A 16,884-nucleotide genomic window follows, 5' to 3' on the forward strand; every position below is an offset into this window, starting at 1 on the left:
TTACTTGACCTTTACTTCCTACGTCTGGTGCAGGAATGTCAATTTTTTCGCCTAAATATTTATAAAGTCCTTGTATATATCCTCTAGAAAGTCTTTCTAGTTCTCCTTGGGATAGGCTAAGAGGATCTACAGTAACTCCACCTTTTCCTCCACCATAAGGAACTCCCATAACACCACATTTGAATGTCATCCAAACGGATAGTGCTTTTACTTCATCTGGATTTACTCCTGGATGGAACCTTACTCCACCTTTACCAGGTCCTATAGCGTCACTGTGTACTGCTCTATAACCTTTGAATACCTTCAAGCTACCATCATCCATTTTGACTGGTATTGAAATTTCTATCATTCTTTTAGGCTCTTTTAATATTTCGTATACTGCTGGTTCTAATCCTAAAGCATCACAAGCAGCTTTCACTTGTTTTTGTGCACTTTCTAGTGGGTTTAAATTTTCTTTTGCCATTTTATTATTCCTCCTTATATTTACTATTTATATTCTTTTAATTCTTCCTCACCATTAAGGACTCTGATAACCCCTTCAGTTAAGGCTACCATTTCATATTCTCCTGGATATACAAATACCTTTGATATAAAGTTTACACTTTCTTCAATCCATCCCATTAATACCTTGTCAAAGGCTAGACCACCAGTTAAGACTATTGCATCTACATTTCCTTTCACTACAGTAGCACTGGCTCCTATGGCTTTAGCTATCTGATAAGCCATAGCTTTATATACTAATTCAGCTTTTTTATCGCCATTATTTATCATCTCTTGAACTTCTCTACCATCATTAGTACCTAAATATGCTACTAAGCCACCATTTCCTACTATTTTTTTCCTTATTTCTGCTTTTGTATATTCTCCTGAAAAACATAAGTCTACAAGTCCACCAACAGGAAGCCCTCCAGCTCTTTCAGGTGAAAATGGACCGTCTCCATCTAATGCATTGTTTACATCAACAACTCTGCCCTTTTTATGTATCCCTATAGAAATTCCTCCCCCTAAATGGGCAGTAATAATATTTAATTCATCATATTTGGCTCCTAATTCCTTAGCTGCTTTTCTAGCCACAGCCTTAGAGTTAAGTGGATGGTCTTTAGATTTTCTTGGAATCTCAGGCATACCAGATATTCTTGATATTTCTTCGAATTCATCTACTACTACAGGGTCAACTACATAAGCCTTTAAACCATATGGTTTTCCTATCTCATGAGCTATTATGCCTCCTAAGTTAGAAGCATGTTGACCCATTACTCCAACCTTTAAGTCTTCTATCATAGGTTCATTTACAAGATATGTTCCTCCAGCTACTGGTTTCATATTTCCGCCTCTACCAGCTATAGCATCTATGGTATTTAAATCAATATTGTTCTTTTTTAATACTTCTAAAACTAAATTTTTTCTGAAATCCAATTGACTATATATGGTTTCAAATTGTTTAATTTCATCAGCTGAGTGTTTTATTGTTTCAGTTATTACTTCTTTTTCATTTTCGTAAATTGCTATTTTCGTTGACGTTGAACCTGGATTTATAACCAATATTCTGTAGGTTTTATTCATAGTATCAACCTCCTATATAATATTTGAAACTAAAACTCCTAAGGCTATAGAATTAAACTTCGCTTCGCCAGAGCTAGCTCTGGATGTTAGAACAATAGGAGTTTTTGCACCCATAATAATTCCTGCTTTTTCAGCTTGTCCAAAGTATTCCATGGATTTATTTAAAATATTTCCTGCCTCTATATCAGGAGCTACTAGAACATCTGCATTTCCTGCAACAGGATGATCAATTCCCTTATGTTTTGCTGCCTCTTCAGATACTGCATTATCAATAGCAAAAGGTCCTCCTACAATACATCCTTTAATTCCACCATTTTCAAAAATTTCAACTACTTCTTTAGCTTCTACAGTTGCTGGCATTTTCTTAGAAACCTTTTCAACAGCACAAATCATAGCTACTTTTGGTGTATCTATTCCTAATGCATGGGCTACTTTTACTGCATTGTTTATTATATTTACTTTATCCTCTACTCCTGGTGCTATATTCATTGCAGAGTCAGTTACAATAAAAGGTCTATCGAAGGCTCTTACAGCCACTACACCAACATGGCTTATTAAACCTCCATCCATAAGTCCTTCCTCTTTATCTAAAACTGCTCTCAATATCATTGATGTGTCGGTAAATCCTTTCATAACCATATCAGCTTTCTTGTCATGGACAGTCTTTACAGCTAACTTACACGCCTCTTTCTTGTCCTCCACATCTATTAGTTCAAATCTGCTTAAATCAATTCCTAAATCTTTAGCAATTTTTTCTGTAGCTTTTCTATCTCCTATTAATATTGGATTCACTATTCCTTGTTCATAGGCATAATTAACGGATTTTAATATGTCCTCATCTTGACATACTGCTACAGCCATAGTTTTTGGACCTATTTTTTTTGCTTTTTCAGCTATTTCTTCAAATACTTTAATCATTTCACCACCCCATTCTATTAATCATTTTGCTATATTAACTTACTACTTAAACATATATGCAACTTCTATACCATGTTTTGAAAGTATGTTAAATAAATGATTTGAAGATATTATTATTTATCCATGATACCAATCGTTAATATAATGAACATAAAACAAAATACATGTTAATATAATGTACGACATTAGTAATGCCTAGAGTCTTGTCTCTAGGCATTATGTATTATACTAATTTTTGTTTTATGCTAATTTTGTTTTGCCCTTAGCCTTTAATTCATCTTCCGTATATTTTTTAATAGTAAATCCTGTAAATCCATAAATTATGGCAATAATTGGGTCTATAATATTGAAAAATGCAAAACCAATATATTCAGCATAAGATACTTGGAGCATAGACATTGCAAACAGAGCATTACTATTCCAAGGAATTAAAGGCGCTCCCAGGGTTGAAGAGTCTTCAATTGTTCTAGATAAATTTTCAGGTTTTAGGTTCCATTGTTCATAAAGTGGAGACATTAGTGTACCAGTCATAACAGCTGCAAAACTCATGGATCCACCTATCATATTTGCTAGATATGCTACTATCATAGTACTTAGAATCAAGCTACCTTCATTTTTAATCTTTGTAGCCAAGACATCTAATATTGCTTGAAGTATTCCACTATATCTTAACATTCCACCTAATCCTAAACCGGAAATCATAATCGAAGCGATATTTGCCATACTTAAAAGGCCACCACGATTTAATAATTTATTTAAGAAATCGCTTCCAAAGTCTCCAGCAAATCCTGTATATAAAGCTTCAGCTGCATAAGCAGGGTCAAAACCTTGGTATAAAGTAGCAACAGCGTAACCAGCTACTGAACCTATTAGGATTGAAGTTACAGGTGATTGTCCTCTTACTAGCAAGAAGATTACTATTATTGCTGGTAAAAGAGCTATTATGCCCACATTAAATATACCTTCTATTGAGACAACGATTTCATTTATCATAGAAATATCCGCAGTATCTGAACCATATTTAAATCCTAAAACAAGGAAAATTACAAATGAGATTAAATAAGCTGGTATGGTAACAGGCAACATATGTTTTATATGGGTTATAACATCTGTTCCTGAAACTGCAGGAGCAAGGTTTGTACTATCAGATAATGGAGAAAGCTTGTCTCCAAAATATGCACCACTTATTACAGCACCAGCAGTCATTCCAGCAGGTATACCTAATCCAGCACCAATTCCCATCATAGCAATACCACAAGTACCCATCGTTCCCCAAGATGTTCCTGTTGCAAGGGATACAATAGAACATAATATTAATGCAGTTACTAAGAAAAACTTAGGAGTAATTATTTTTAATCCGTAATAAATCAATGTAGGAACTGTTCCAGCACTAATCCATGCACCTACAAGCATTCCAACTGCTAGTATTATTGTTATTGCTTGCATTCCTTTTCGAACCATTTCATATGCTGCACCTTCTAGTTCATCAAAAGTATAACCTAATTTCTTAGCAAAAGGTACAACTATAAGCCATGCTCCAAACATCATTACTTCAATTCTAATCTTTAAAAAGTTTATTCCAATTATCATAAAAACAACAATAGCCCCTAAAGCTAGTAAAGCATACTTAAAAGAAGGCGTTTTCTTTTCTTTTTCCATTTAACTTCCCCCTCATATTATATTTGTATCTTTAACTAGTAGATGATTCTTAACATATTTCAATCGTTGTAAGTTGCTATGTTCCCTTGCTTGTTTTTTAATAATATCCTATAGAAAATTGCTAAGTATGTTGTTCCTTAATTTACATCAATTGAATGTGTATAATTATACTTGTGAAACTAAATAATATATCCCGGGATTAATTCTATATATATTAAATGCAATTTACATGCCATTTTGCCACAATATTCTCAATTTTGTTAAACTTCTCTTATTTACTGTGCTGCAGCCTTCCTGGAAATTTATACAAAATAAAAAAAGGAATAGGGGGTGTTTATTAAATTAACACCCCTTATTCCCTTTGTTTATATTATAAACTTATATATATTTTTAATAACCCTTTGCTTCTTAACCTATTTAGCTAAAATATTATGAGCTTCTTTAAGATGTTTTCTGATTTCAATATTTTGTGGACACATAGTTTCGCATTTTCCACATTCTATACACATAGAAGCATCTTTCTCATTTTGCATAAAAGAACTATACCTATTTTTTGAAATTTCTTCAGCTCCAAAAACAAATAAATCATTATATAATTGGAAAATACCTGGAATATTAACATTGTTTTCGCAAGGAAGACAATATTCACAGCCAGTACATCCAACTTTTATTTTTTCTTCATATATATTTGTAACTTTATCTATTAGTTCAACTTCTTTTTTATTCAAAGAATTGGCTAGAGCATTGGAAACAGTTTTTATATTTTCTTTTACTTGATTTATGGTATTCATACCGCTTAATAGTACTGATACCTCTTTATGGTTTAATACCCACCTAAGGGCCCACTCAGAAGGAGTTCTCTTTATTTCATTTAAATCCCATATGGATTTAATTTCCTCAGATGGATTTGACAATTTCCCCCCCTTTATAGGTTCCATTATGACTACAGATATACCTTTTCCATAGGCGTATTTTAATCCTTCTTCCCCGGCTTGATAATTTCTATCAAGGTAGTTAAGTTGTATCTGACAGAAATCCCAATCATAGGAATCAATAATTTCTTTAAATACATTTAATTCATCATGAAATGAAAACCCTATATATTTTACCTTTCCACTTTGTTTTGCTTCATCGGCAAATTTTAGAACTCCTAGTTCTTTAATCTTATCCCAATAATCTTTGTTTAAGGAATGTATTAAATAAAAGTCAATATAGCTAGTATCAAGTTTTTCTAGTTGTTCATCTAAGTATTTATTAAAATCTTCATAACTCTCAGCTAACCAACCAGGAAGTTTAGTAGCAAGGTAAACTTTTTCTCTGTAACCATCTTTTAGAGCTTTACCTACTACATATTCGCTATTTTCTTGATGATATGGGTAAGCTGTATCAATATAATTAACACCATTGTCTATAGCGTATCTGAGCATTTTTATAGCTTTTTCTTCGTCTATTTTACTGGAATCATTATCTAGTATTGGAAAACGCATACATCCAAAGCCAAGGCCTGATACCTGAAGATTATCTTTAGTAAAACTTCTATATTGCATAAAACCACTCCCTTATTAAGAATATTAATACTAAAATTTAAATTATCTTTATTGATAATTCCTTATTATCTTACAGAATAATTGGTCCTTTTAATATATTTAAATCCCTTTTCATCAATGGATATTATATTAACGCTACCATTATCTATCTTAAATTTAAAGAAATAGTCTACATTCTCAAATACCCAGCTTAAAGCAATTCTTATAACTCCAGCATGACATACTAATACTACGTCTTCATCTTTTTTTGATATTTCTTCTAAAAAGGAAGTAACTCTTTCATAAGCCAGCTTAATACTTTCCCCCTCTGGGGTAAGAAAATTTAAGTAGTCCTCATCCCAAATTTTAGCTTCTTCTGGGAACTTGTCCACAATTTCTTCATAAGTATTCCCTTCAAATAATCCATAATCCACCTCCTTAATTCTTTCTTCCTTTTCTCCATCCAATCCCAATATTTCCATAGTTTGAATAGCCCTATGTAGGGGACTTACATATACTTTGTCAAAGGATAAGGTATCAATAAAGGTTTTAGTCTTCTTAATTTGCTCCTTTCCCTCATCCGTTAATATAGTATCCTTTGTACTAAATATTCTCCCTGCATTGTCTTCCGTCTGTCCATGACGTATCAAAATTATATCCATTTTAGCACCTCCACAAATGTTATTAAAGATATTATTTCACCAATTTCTATGGTAGCTCCATATACATCTCCAGTAAATCCACCTATCTTCTTATAAGTTATTTTTGTCATTATCTCACCAGCTATAAAAGATAATAATAATGGTATTAAATAGATTGGATTAATCAATAAAATTATTGCAATATATATAATCCCTCCAAATAAAGCATACTTTTTAGGATTGCTTTTATGAAACATATACCCTAAACCATCATTTCTACCAACTTTTTTAGTAGACATTATATAGGATATCACTAAACGGCTATTTCCAAAGGATAGTCCCAATATTAAAGGTATATACCCTTTTATACTGGATATAAGAATATACTTTAGAAGAATATCTAGTACTATAGATATAACTCCAAAAGCCCCTATACGACTATCTTTCATTATTTCAAGAATTCTATCCTTTTCTCTATAGGATAAAAATCCATCACAGGTGTCAGACAATCCATCTAAATGAAGACCACCTGTAACAACTATCATTGATACTAAGGCAAAGAAAATGCCAATGTTCTTATTTAAATAGCTAAATATATAGTAAAATAGCCCTCCTATTCCCCCAATTATCATACCTACCATTGAAAAGAAAAAAACACTCCTTGAAAGGCTTTTATCATTAAAATCTACCGACTTATTAATAGGTAATCGTGTTAAAAACTGGATAGCTAATATGAACCCATCTATCATTTTATTTTCACCGGTATGCCACAACATACCAAATAAACCTCATTGGATAAAGCTGCTATCCTTTGATTTATTCTCCCCTGTATATCCCTAAACACTCTGCCTATATGATTTTCTGGAACTAGAGAATATCCTACTTCATTAGTTACCAATACTAGATTGTAACCTTTATGCTCAATAATTTTTATTAAGGATTGTAATTCCTCATATATTTTATTTTCTACTTTCCTTTGCAATTCATAGTCTATATATTCTTCCTCTTTGGTCATATCAAACATTATATTGGATGTAAGAATAGTTATACAATCTAATAGATAGTTTTTTTCTTCTCCTAAAGCATTAATTAATGAATAGTTACCTTCATAGGTTCGCCAATAAGAAGGTCGACTGCTTTGGTGTAACCTAACCCTTTCTTCCATTTCTTTGTCCCATATTTTAGACGTAGCAATATATACTACATCTCTTTTATCCCTGTACATGTTTTCGGCAAAGGTACTTTTTCCACTTCTGGCTCCACCAGTTACTAATATAATCATATAATCACCTGGACAATTGTTTTAAACATCTAATCACTACTAACATTTACAAGTATACCATAAATACTTATTGGTTGAAACCTGTTGACTTAAGTAATGACTAGATATACAATATAATTACATAAATGAATATTAAAGTCTTATGGTCCGTAAGGTTAATAGGGAAGTCGGGTTAAAATCCCGCGCAGCCCCCGCTACTGTAAGCGATGATGAAACCCTAATATGCCACTATCTATTTCTAAGTAGAAACCTAGATGGGAAGGCAGGGTGGAAGATGAATCGCAAGCCAGGAGACCTACCATAAGATTATGGTTAATTTACCTTCGGAGGGAAGGTGAAATAAAATTTTTTTTTTTAAATTTTATTTAAAAGGTCTACCTCCTAAGGGTAGGCCTTTTTTGATATTCAAAATTAAATTTAGGAGGGTATTTATGAGAAAATTTAAAAACTTATTTGCTTTGTTATTGGTGTTTACCTTGTCAATTTCACTGGTGGCTTGTTCAACGAATAATTCATCAAAACCCCAAGATACAACTCAATCATCAAATGAAACTGTTGAAAATCAATTTCCATTAAAGATTGTTGATTTTTTAGAAAGAGAAGTAACTTTAGAAGATGAGCCTGAAAGAATAATATCCCTTGCTCCTTCTACCACTGAATTATTATATGCTTTAGGCGCAGGTAATAAAGTAGTAGGTGTTACAGATTATGATAATTATCCACCTGAAGTGGAAGACGTGGAAAAGGTAGGAGATTTTAAAGGACCCAATGTTGAAGCCATAACTGCTCAAAAGCCTGACCTAATATTTGCTTCTAATCTTTCAGGTCAAGAAGAAATGGAATCCTTGGAAAATATGGGTGTCCCCGTTATTATGCTGGAAGCTAAAAATATAAATCAAATATATGAATCTATAAAAATAATAGGTCAGATAACAGACAATGTGGAAAAAGGAGAAGAAACAATTAAAGATATGGAAACTAAAATTAAAGAAATAAATGATAAAGTAAAAGAACTTCCAGAAACGGATGTATTCTATCTTGTCTCCTTTGATGGAAACTGGACAGCTGGTAAAGGTACTTTTATAGATGAGTTAATAAGTCTAGCAGGTGGAAAAAACATTGCAGGAGATGTAGATGGATGGGTTCAGTATAGCATGGAAAAATTAGTAGAGAAAAACCCTAATGTTATTATAACATCTCCCCATGCAGGTGATTTAGAAGATATAGAAAATACGGTGGGCTACAAGGATACAGAGGCTGTTAAAAATGAAAATGTGTTTGTCATTAGTAATGATGATATAATAGCAAGAGCTTCTAATAGGATTGTTTTAGGATTAGAGGAAATTGCAGAATTCTTACATCCGGAGGTATTCAAATAAAGTGAAAGTTAAAAAAAGTATATACTTTACTATATCTTTTCTCTTATTAATATTCACAATAATTATTTCCATTTCTGTAGGGGCAGTTAATATACCCCTACAGGAAATTATTAATATATTTTTGGGTAAAGGAAACGAAACTTTCAAAATGATAATTCTTAATTTAAGACTTCCAAGAATAATTGCATCAGCAGTTGTAGGAATGGGACTTTCAGTTGTAGGAGTATTTTTTCAAGGACTTTTAAGAAATCCTATGGCAGACCCTTATGTTTTAGGAATATCATCTGGTGCAGCTTTAGGAGCAACCATTGCCATAATATTAGGCTTTGGCTTGTTTAAACTTAGCTTTATGGCTTTTGTTTCTTCTTTAATTATTATTTTAATTGTATATACTACCTCTAAAACAGAATCAAGAGTATCTATGACCACTATGCTATTAGCTGGTATAGCTATAAGCGCATTCATATCTGCAATAATTTCTCTTCTGATGCTTTTGAACCATAATGAGTTTGCTAGAATTGTTTTTTGGACTATGGGAGGATTTAACCTTACCAATTGGAGTAATGTAGTTTTTTCTACTCCTATTATAATAATAGGTTCTTCAATTATGTATGTATTTTCAAGGGATGTAAATGCTATATTGACAGGAGAAGAAGTTGCTGAACATCTGGGTGTAAATACAGAATTGGTTAAAAAGATTATTCTTATATTAGGGTCTTTAGTTACTGCCACAGCAGTATCAATGGGTGGAATTATCGGTTTTGTTGGACTTATTGTACCTCATATATCTAGGCTTATTATAGGCCCTGACAATAGAATTCTTGTACCTTTTAGCGCCATATCAGGAGCAGTATTTTTAACTATTGCTGATACTTTAGCTAGGGTTATCCTAAGACCTTCTGAAATACCTATTGGAATAATAACTGCAGCATTTGGCGGACCATTTTTTTTATATTTACTAATTAAAAATAAACGAAAAAGTGAAGGAATGTGATTGTATGCCTATTTTACAAGTAGATAAATTGCATTTTTCTTATGATAAAACTGAAGTTTTAAAAGGAGTAGATTTCATCATAAATAGAAGCATGATGATAGGAATAATAGGTGCAAATGGAAGTGGTAAGACTACCCTTTTAAAGAATATATCCGGGTATTTGAAACCCACATCAGGAAATATTTTTATAACAAGAAAAAATATTAAGGATTTTGCTGTAAAAGAAAAGGCTAAATACATAGCTTATGTACCCCAAGATATAGATTATGACTTTGAATTTAGTTGTTATGACTTAGTTATGATGGGAAGAATTCCTTTTCTTAAAAGATTTCAGTCGGAAAGAAAAGAAGACAAGTCTATTGTTATGGATTGTATGAAAATTACAAATACCTGGCAATTTAAAGATAAAAACATTAAGGACTTAAGTGGCGGTGAAAGACAAAGGGTATATATAGCAAGGGCATTAGCCCAGAAACCTAAAATTTTACTTATGGATGAGCCTGTTTCACATCTAGATATTAAATATCAAATTGAAACACTATCTCTTGTAAATAATTTATCTTCAAATGGAATACTTGTAATAACTGTGCTTCACGATATTAACCTTGCTTCACAATTTTGTGATGAGGTTTTCATTATGAAAGAAGGTAGAATAATGGCTGCTGGGTCCCCTAAAAATGTTTTAACAGTAAATAATATAAGAGCAGCTTTTTCAATAGATGTAGAATTGCTTGAAAATCCTATAAACCATATTCCTTATATTATTCCTATACTAAGCAGAAAGAAGCAATTCAAAGTGGTGTAATAATGTGAAATATAAAATAATCATATAGAATTTATTTATTGGGAGGTTGTTGAGATGAAAGAAAAAGCAAACACATTGAAAAATATCAAAACCCTTACAATAGTTGCTATGCTAATAGCCCTAAGTGCAGTGGGTGCTCTAATAAAGGTTTTTAACACTGTAGCTTTCGATTCAATGCCAGGATATTTTGCTGCATTGTACCTAGGAGGTGGATATGGTGCTCTTGTTATAAGCTTAGGCCATATACTTACAGCAATTACTTCTGGATTTCCTTTAGGCATTACTATTCATTTGTATATAGCAATACAAATGGCAGTATTTGCATACTTATTTAGATTTTTTCATGAAAAGTTTAACATCTATATTGCAATAATAGTTACTACCATATTAAATGGGCCTATTTCTGCTCTTTTGTTTGTACCTTTATTTGGATGGGGATTCTTTATAGGATGGGTCCTCCCTTTGACAATTGCTTCTTTTATTAATATATTTTTAGCTTCATTAGTTTATAAAGGAATGACAAAGATAGATGGTAATAACATTGATTAAAAGATATAGGGATTTAATAATAATCTATGAAAATGATGTGGCATATGTAATATCTTGTGATAGTCTAGGAGCAATTGGAAATAAAAAAAATGATGTACTGAAGATTGATGAAGACATTGTAGGAAGGACTACTGTAAAAGTAGCTCTTTCAGAAGCATTATGTGTAGGAGCAAAACCCATTATAATATCAGATACTTTGTCTGTTGAAATGAAGCCCACAGGTGAAAAAATTTTAAGTAGTATAAAAAGTGAGATTGATGAAAATGGGCTTTCAGGCATATTTTTTACAGGAAGTACTGAAGAAAATTTCCCTACATCAATGACAGGTATAGGGATTACAGTAATAGCAAAAGCAAATATTGCAGATTTAAAGATAAATAAAGTAAAAAAAGGTATGCAAGTTTCCCTATTAGGATATCCTCATGTAGGAAATGAAGTTTTAAACTCAAAAGATGTGCTTCAATTGAATGACTATGTAAAAATTTCTAATTGTAAGGAAATAATTGAAGCAATTCCAGTAGGTTCTAAAGGAATTAAATATGAAATTGGTATTTTAGAAAAAATATCAGGACTAAATGTAGAAGCCAATTTTCCACAGCATCTTGATGTATTAAAATCAGGAGGTCCTTCTACCTGCTGTCTTGTTGTCCATTATGAAAAAAGCATAGCATCTATTAAAAAGCTAATTGATAAACCAATTACTTATATTGGGGAAATTTATTAAATAATTAAACATGAAAAAAGCCCTAGTTTTCTACAGACCACATTAGAAACTAGGGTTTTTATATTACTTATTATTTTTTTTATTTTCTTTGTTCCAATCCAAAAACTTTTTATTGTTTTTCATCTCTTCATTATTTACTATGCCATGTTCTTCAGCAATTTCATAATTCATTTGATTGAAAAAGTTTTTATCAATTTCCCTTTTATTTCTTTTATCTTTCACTTATATCACCTCATATGTATTTTTTGCCTTATTGATTACTACATACAAGGTAATTTAAGGGATTAAAAATAAGTTTTAACATTATATTTTTCTCTAAGTTCTCCTGTTTTCCCTAAATATCTTTCTTGTTGTTTTAAATTTATCAGTTGCTGATTAATTTTATCCTTAACTTCTTCCAATGCGCTATTGCCTGAAGCCTTTTTACAATTAAGTTTAATTATATGATAACCGAATTGGCTTTTTACAGGTTCACTTATTTCCCCTTCTTCCATAGCAAATGCTGCTTCTTCAAACTCTGGAACCATTTTACCCCTAGTAAATTCACCTAAATCTCCACCATTTGCTTTCGAAGGGCAATTTGAATACTTGCCAGCTGCTTCTTCAAAAGATAGACCAGCATTAATTTCATCTAATATCTCCTTGGCTTTTTCTTTATCATCAACTAATATATGGCTAGCTCCTACGGACTCTGGAAATTTAAAATTCTCTTTGTTTTCAGTATAGAATTTACTTACTTCCTCTTCAGAAACAGTTATACCTGACAAAAGTTTATTTATTGCATATTGTATTAAAATATTTTCTTTAACCAGTTCCAATTCCCTTTTAAAGTTTTCTTCTTCGTCCAAACCATTATTAATGGCGTCTAAATAGACAAGTTCCTGATTAATCAATTCGTTAGTTAACATATTTAATCCTTCTGGTGAATTAAATTGAGCTGCAGCTTGTGGCCCTAACTGATTTAAAAAACTATATACATCTTTATCAGTAATCTCTTTTCCGTTTACTGTTGCTAACACTTTGCCTTTCTCCATTTTATAAATTCTCCTTTTAATTTATTTATAACCCTCTCAACTCATTGAACGTATCATATTGAAATTTTTATGTCAAGTTATATCCTAACTGTCATCTTTTTGTAATACATTATACCTAAATCTGTTATATAATCAAATTAAAGGAGTTGATAATCAATGAGAATCTTTAAAAGAATTATTTATATTTTTATTATTATAGTTCTTACTATGTCTATGATAGTTGGCTGTGGAAAACAAAAAGAAAGTGTACCAAATGATATGGTTACTTCCGAATATGATTCTGAGCCAGCTGCTAAAGAAGATTCTGACACTGGATATGGGTCTGATAGTCTACTAGAACCAGATAAAGTTATTACTACTATTGATTTACGATTTGAAACTACTGAGTTTGATACATCCAACGAAGAATTAGACAAGATTATTAAGAAACATGAAGGATATGTAGAATATTCCAATATTTCCTATAGTTCTAGAAATTATAGGACTGGACAATATGTTATTAGGGTTCCTAAAGCTAATACACAAAACTTTAAAACAGATTTAAAGAATATTGGAAATAAAACTAATGAAAGCTTAAATAAACAAGATGTTACAAAACAATATACTGATACAGAATCGAGACTAAAGGTTATTGAGGTAAAGGAAGAAAGAATTCTTGCCCTTATGGAAAAGGCTGACAGAATCGAGGACATAATAGCCTTAGAAGAACAGCTAAGTCAAATTATATACGAAAAGGAAAGATTACAGTCTAGCCTTATGGATTTAGATGATAAAGTGGATTTTAGTACGGTAAATCTATATATCCGAGAGGTTGATAAGTTAATCAGTGCAACAACTCCTAAAACTACTTTTGGTAATAAAATATCAGACGCTTTAAATGATTCTCTCTACTTCTTTAAAAACACCTTAGAAAAATTAATAATCCTTTTGATTTACTTATTGCCTTTCATAATAATATTTGGAGCATTAGGATTTGTTCTATATAAAGGTATAGTTAAATATAAAAAGAAAAAGGATAATTAAGAATTATGATATTTGCAATAACAAAACTCTAGAACTATTAGGTATTGCTTTTAATTTGGTGATTCTTCCTTATCATGTTTATACTGAAAAGTACGTTAAAACAACAATCAGGAGAAGATTAAATTCTCCTGATTCTTTTTATTTCTTCTTCAATATCATCAACATTATATTCTAAAGCTATTATAGGATTTAGATTATATCTATCTAATAGGTCTTTTAGTAATATTATATTTTCCTTTGAAGGCCTATTGTGTTGATCATAAATACCATCATTCCAATGGAGGTGTATATATTCTATTCTATTATTTAATTCCTTTATCCAGTTCTCTAAACCATTTTTAGTCTCAAGCATTGCATGTCCAATATCTAAACACACTTTCACATTAGGTAAGTCTATGGTATCTACTAGCTCCTTAGTAAGGATAGGGTCATCTTCAAAAATGTTTTCTATTAAAATTTTACCCTTATAATCCTTTACTTCTTTTATAATTTCATTCCAAAATTTTTTATTTAATTTATTGGTTAACTCTTTTATTTTAGGCTCCTTTATCCAAGGATTTATTTGACTATGGAATATTATATAATCTGTATTTAGCTCTTTTCCAATGTATAAAGCTGAAAGATATCTATTATAGCTTGCCTTTCTTATTGTTTTATCTGGACTTACAGGTTTTAAATCCAAAAAAGGTCCATGTAAAGATAGAATGTTTGAAAATCCATCTAATTTTCTTTTGTATTCTTCTACCCTATCTTCCCATCCTTCATCTAATAAATCGGGCTTAGCAAAATCCTGTATCTCTAGACCTGTTCCCAATTCAATATACTTTTCCTTATTAAAATCGTGGATAATGGATATACAGTTGACAATATTATTGTACATAATTTTACCCCATTTCTTGCTAGTATATAATAATACAAATTATATACCAGCTACAATTAATCTGCTATAATTGTTTTATGGTTATTATTTAAAAGTATATCATAAATACTTCCATGGAAGGAGTACATATTATGTGTTTTCAAATATTTAATGGCTTTACATTAAAGATGATAATGGTTGTATTCATGTTTTTTGACCATATTGCCCAATTTATACCCAATTCACCCTATTGGTTCCATTGGCTAGGTCGTTTAGTTGCCCCCATATTTTTCTTTTTATTAACTGAAGGCTATGTTCATACAAGGGATTCTATAGCCTATATGAAAAGGCTATTTGCTTGGTCAGCTATAATGTTTTTTGGTAATGCTGTAATATGGTTACTTTTTAGAAGAGAATTTTTTATAATAAATAATATTTTCTTTTCCATGGCTTTAGGAATAGCACTTCTCATTAATCTAGAAAAGGATAATAAGAATAATTTTATTATATTTATTATTCTATTTCTTTCAGCCTTTGCTGAAGGCTCTATAATGACTACAGCTATGGTATTAATATTTCATTATTTAAAAAAGGATAAAATAAAAATGTCCTTTGCCTATATTGCTATTTCTGCTATTTTCCTTCAAGGAGGATTTACATATGAAAATCTTTTCGTACAAAATCCACAGTGGATGATGGTTTTTGCCTTACCCCTTATTCTTATGTATAATGGCAAAAGAGGACCTAATATAAAATATTTTTTCTATATATTCTATCCGCTTCATATATGGATTCTTTATATAATTGGTTACTTTATGGATAAATTAAATTAATGGGTTTCCCATGATTAAATTTTTTCTAATATGATATAATAAGTTGACTATCATTAATTAGAAAGGAATTGCTATGAGGATTAACTTCAATTATGCTAAAAGAGATATAGACTATGTGTCTGGATATATATTTAAAGGAAAAAGTTATAGATGTAGCTATGTTAGGTATAAAACCCTATATGAAAATTATTCTCCAGGAACGGAGAATGTTGAAATATATTTTTATCAACCAAAAAAGGAAGTTCGTGCATCAACTCTAATCCTCCATGGATTAGGTAGTAGAAATATTAAGTTTCTATTATGGCTAGGTCCCCACTTGGCAAATGCGGGAGTTAGTTCAACCATATTGATACTTCCTGGTAATTACACTAGGGTTGAAGGTAATTCAGTAAGTGGTAGAAGCTATCTTTACCCTGACATAAATCTTATGTATCGATTTTGGGAACATGGAGTAGTAGATACTTTAAGTACTATTGATTTACTAGAACAATATAATTATTGGAAAGAAAATAATATAATTCTCGGATATTGTTTGGGTGGAATGATAACTACAATGGTAGGTGCTATAGATACAAGAATTAATCATCTGCTTTTTATGACTACTGGTGGACATATACCTCGTATACTTCACCAATCCCCTGCTACTGCCTTTGTTAGGAAGATGTTTGATAAAGGGTATAAGGCAGATTTTGATTTAGATAATAAAGAAAAACTATATAGCATATATGAAGAAGAGTTTCCTAAAGTAAAAAATATGTCCTTAAAAGAAATAGTCTCTAGTGATGAAATTCATCCATTATTTAAGGTTGACCCTATTTCCTATGCCCATTTGCTAGATATGAACAAAGTAACCTTTATAGATGCCTATTTTGATTCTACTTTACCTATTCAATCTAGGAAAGTTTTATATGATGAAATGTACGGAGCTAATAGAAAAGTATTACCTATTAGTCATGTTAATTGGTTACCCTTTGGATATTTTGTTGCAAAATATATTCTTCATAAACTGAATATCAATGCTAAAGAAGCAAAACGAGCATTGCTTACTAGAGAAATAATAGAAAATCCATTGAAAAAATAAACTTGGTGGGTGTA

General features: G+C 31.1%; 19 protein-coding genes and 1 riboswitch. Of the genes, 8 read left to right on the plus strand and 11 right to left on the minus strand.

Annotated features, from left to right (window positions below; translation table 11 throughout):
- The 8 genes from C3E90_RS12925 to cobU all read right to left on the minus strand — a co-directional run.
- A partial coding sequence (locus C3E90_RS12925; RefSeq protein WP_272879150.1) for a Glu/Leu/Phe/Val family dehydrogenase occupies window positions 1-463 on the minus strand: 463 nt, incomplete at its 3' end.
- A gap of 23 nt (window positions 464-486) precedes the next feature.
- Entirely contained in the window at window positions 487-1,563 is a 1,077-nt protein-coding gene (buk, locus tag C3E90_RS12930) for a butyrate kinase (protein WP_236916078.1), read from the minus strand.
- 12 nt (window positions 1,564-1,575) lie between these two features.
- Window positions 1,576-2,481, minus strand: coding sequence for a phosphate butyryltransferase (locus tag C3E90_RS12935; protein ID WP_236916079.1), 906 nt, complete (start codon window positions 2,479-2,481; stop codon window positions 1,576-1,578).
- A gap of 240 nt (window positions 2,482-2,721) precedes the next feature.
- Window positions 2,722-4,140, minus strand: a complete 1,419-nt coding sequence (gene nhaC / locus C3E90_RS12940) for a Na+/H+ antiporter NhaC (protein WP_236916080.1) — start codon at window positions 4,138-4,140, stop codon at window positions 2,722-2,724.
- Window positions 4,141-4,553: 413 nt separating this feature from the next.
- Entirely contained in the window at window positions 4,554-5,687 is a 1,134-nt protein-coding gene (locus tag C3E90_RS12945; protein ID WP_236916081.1) for an aldo/keto reductase, read from the minus strand.
- Window positions 5,688-5,752: 65 nt separating this feature from the next.
- A complete protein-coding gene (locus C3E90_RS12950; RefSeq protein ID WP_236916082.1) occupies window positions 5,753-6,328 on the minus strand; it encodes a histidine phosphatase family protein in 576 nt (191 codons plus the stop codon).
- Window positions 6,319-7,056 (minus strand): adenosylcobinamide-GDP ribazoletransferase, encoded by a 738-nt coding sequence (cobS, locus tag C3E90_RS12955; protein WP_236916083.1) that lies wholly within the window; start codon window positions 7,054-7,056, stop codon window positions 6,319-6,321. The genes C3E90_RS12950 and cobS overlap by 10 nt, the downstream gene beginning before the upstream one ends.
- On the minus strand, window positions 7,053-7,589 hold the full coding sequence (gene cobU / locus C3E90_RS12960; protein WP_236916084.1) for a bifunctional adenosylcobinamide kinase/adenosylcobinamide-phosphate guanylyltransferase: 537 nt from the start codon (window positions 7,587-7,589) through the stop codon (window positions 7,053-7,055). Before cobU ends, cobS begins: the two co-directional genes overlap by 4 nt.
- Before the next feature lie 126 nt (window positions 7,590-7,715).
- Window positions 7,716-7,906, plus strand: a riboswitch (cobalamin riboswitch).
- A gap of 114 nt (window positions 7,907-8,020) precedes the next feature.
- Here cobU and C3E90_RS12965 point away from each other — a divergent pair.
- The 5 genes from C3E90_RS12965 to C3E90_RS12985 are packed head-to-tail and all read left to right on the plus strand — an operon-like array spanning window position 8,021 to window position 12,040.
- Complete coding sequence (locus C3E90_RS12965; RefSeq protein ID WP_236916085.1) at window positions 8,021-8,968, plus strand: ABC transporter substrate-binding protein; 948 nt, start codon at window positions 8,021-8,023, stop codon at window positions 8,966-8,968.
- A gap of 1 nt (window position 8,969) precedes the next feature.
- Complete coding sequence (locus C3E90_RS12970) at window positions 8,970-9,962, plus strand: FecCD family ABC transporter permease (RefSeq protein ID WP_236916086.1); 993 nt, start codon at window positions 8,970-8,972, stop codon at window positions 9,960-9,962.
- 4 nt (window positions 9,963-9,966) lie between these two features.
- Entirely contained in the window at window positions 9,967-10,767 is an 801-nt protein-coding gene (locus tag C3E90_RS12975) for an ABC transporter ATP-binding protein (protein WP_236916087.1), read from the plus strand.
- Between the two features lie 54 nt (window positions 10,768-10,821).
- A complete protein-coding gene (locus tag C3E90_RS12980; protein ID WP_236916088.1) occupies window positions 10,822-11,316 on the plus strand; it encodes an ECF transporter S component in 495 nt (164 codons plus the stop codon).
- The gene (locus C3E90_RS12985; protein WP_236916089.1) at window positions 11,309-12,040 is read left to right on the plus strand and encodes an AIR synthase related protein; all 732 of its coding nucleotides are present in this window, start codon (window positions 11,309-11,311) and stop codon (window positions 12,038-12,040) included. The genes C3E90_RS12980 and C3E90_RS12985 overlap by 8 nt, the downstream gene beginning before the upstream one ends.
- A gap of 63 nt (window positions 12,041-12,103) precedes the next feature.
- Here C3E90_RS12985 and C3E90_RS12990 read toward each other — a convergent pair whose 3' ends face one another.
- The gene (locus tag C3E90_RS12990) at window positions 12,104-12,262 is read right to left on the minus strand and encodes a hypothetical protein (protein WP_236916090.1); all 159 of its coding nucleotides are present in this window, start codon (window positions 12,260-12,262) and stop codon (window positions 12,104-12,106) included.
- Window positions 12,263-12,324: 62 nt separating this feature from the next.
- The gene (locus tag C3E90_RS12995) at window positions 12,325-13,074 is read right to left on the minus strand and encodes a peptidylprolyl isomerase (RefSeq protein ID WP_236916091.1); all 750 of its coding nucleotides are present in this window, start codon (window positions 13,072-13,074) and stop codon (window positions 12,325-12,327) included.
- A gap of 156 nt (window positions 13,075-13,230) precedes the next feature.
- Here C3E90_RS12995 and C3E90_RS13000 point away from each other — a divergent pair, with 156 nt between their 5' ends.
- A complete protein-coding gene (locus tag C3E90_RS13000; RefSeq protein WP_236916092.1) occupies window positions 13,231-14,097 on the plus strand; it encodes a DUF4349 domain-containing protein in 867 nt (288 codons plus the stop codon).
- A gap of 118 nt (window positions 14,098-14,215) precedes the next feature.
- Here C3E90_RS13000 and C3E90_RS13005 read toward each other — a convergent pair whose 3' ends face one another.
- Complete coding sequence (locus C3E90_RS13005; protein WP_236916093.1) at window positions 14,216-14,977, minus strand: sugar phosphate isomerase/epimerase family protein; 762 nt, start codon at window positions 14,975-14,977, stop codon at window positions 14,216-14,218.
- Window positions 14,978-15,108: 131 nt separating this feature from the next.
- On the opposite strand from C3E90_RS13005, the gene C3E90_RS13010 reads away from it, so the two are divergent.
- On the plus strand, window positions 15,109-15,789 hold the full coding sequence (locus C3E90_RS13010) for a TraX family protein (protein ID WP_236916094.1): 681 nt from the start codon (window positions 15,109-15,111) through the stop codon (window positions 15,787-15,789).
- Window positions 15,790-15,862: 73 nt separating this feature from the next.
- Window positions 15,863-16,870 carry an alpha/beta hydrolase gene (locus C3E90_RS13015; protein WP_236916095.1) on the plus strand — a complete coding sequence of 336 codons (1,008 nt, stop codon included), beginning with the start codon at window positions 15,863-15,865 and terminating at the stop codon, window positions 16,868-16,870.
- Window positions 16,871-16,884 lie beyond the last annotated feature (14 nt).

This window comes from Clostridium sp. Cult2, from assembly GCF_021655075.1.
GTDB lineage: Bacteria > Bacillota > Clostridia > Tissierellales > Tepidimicrobiaceae > Schnuerera.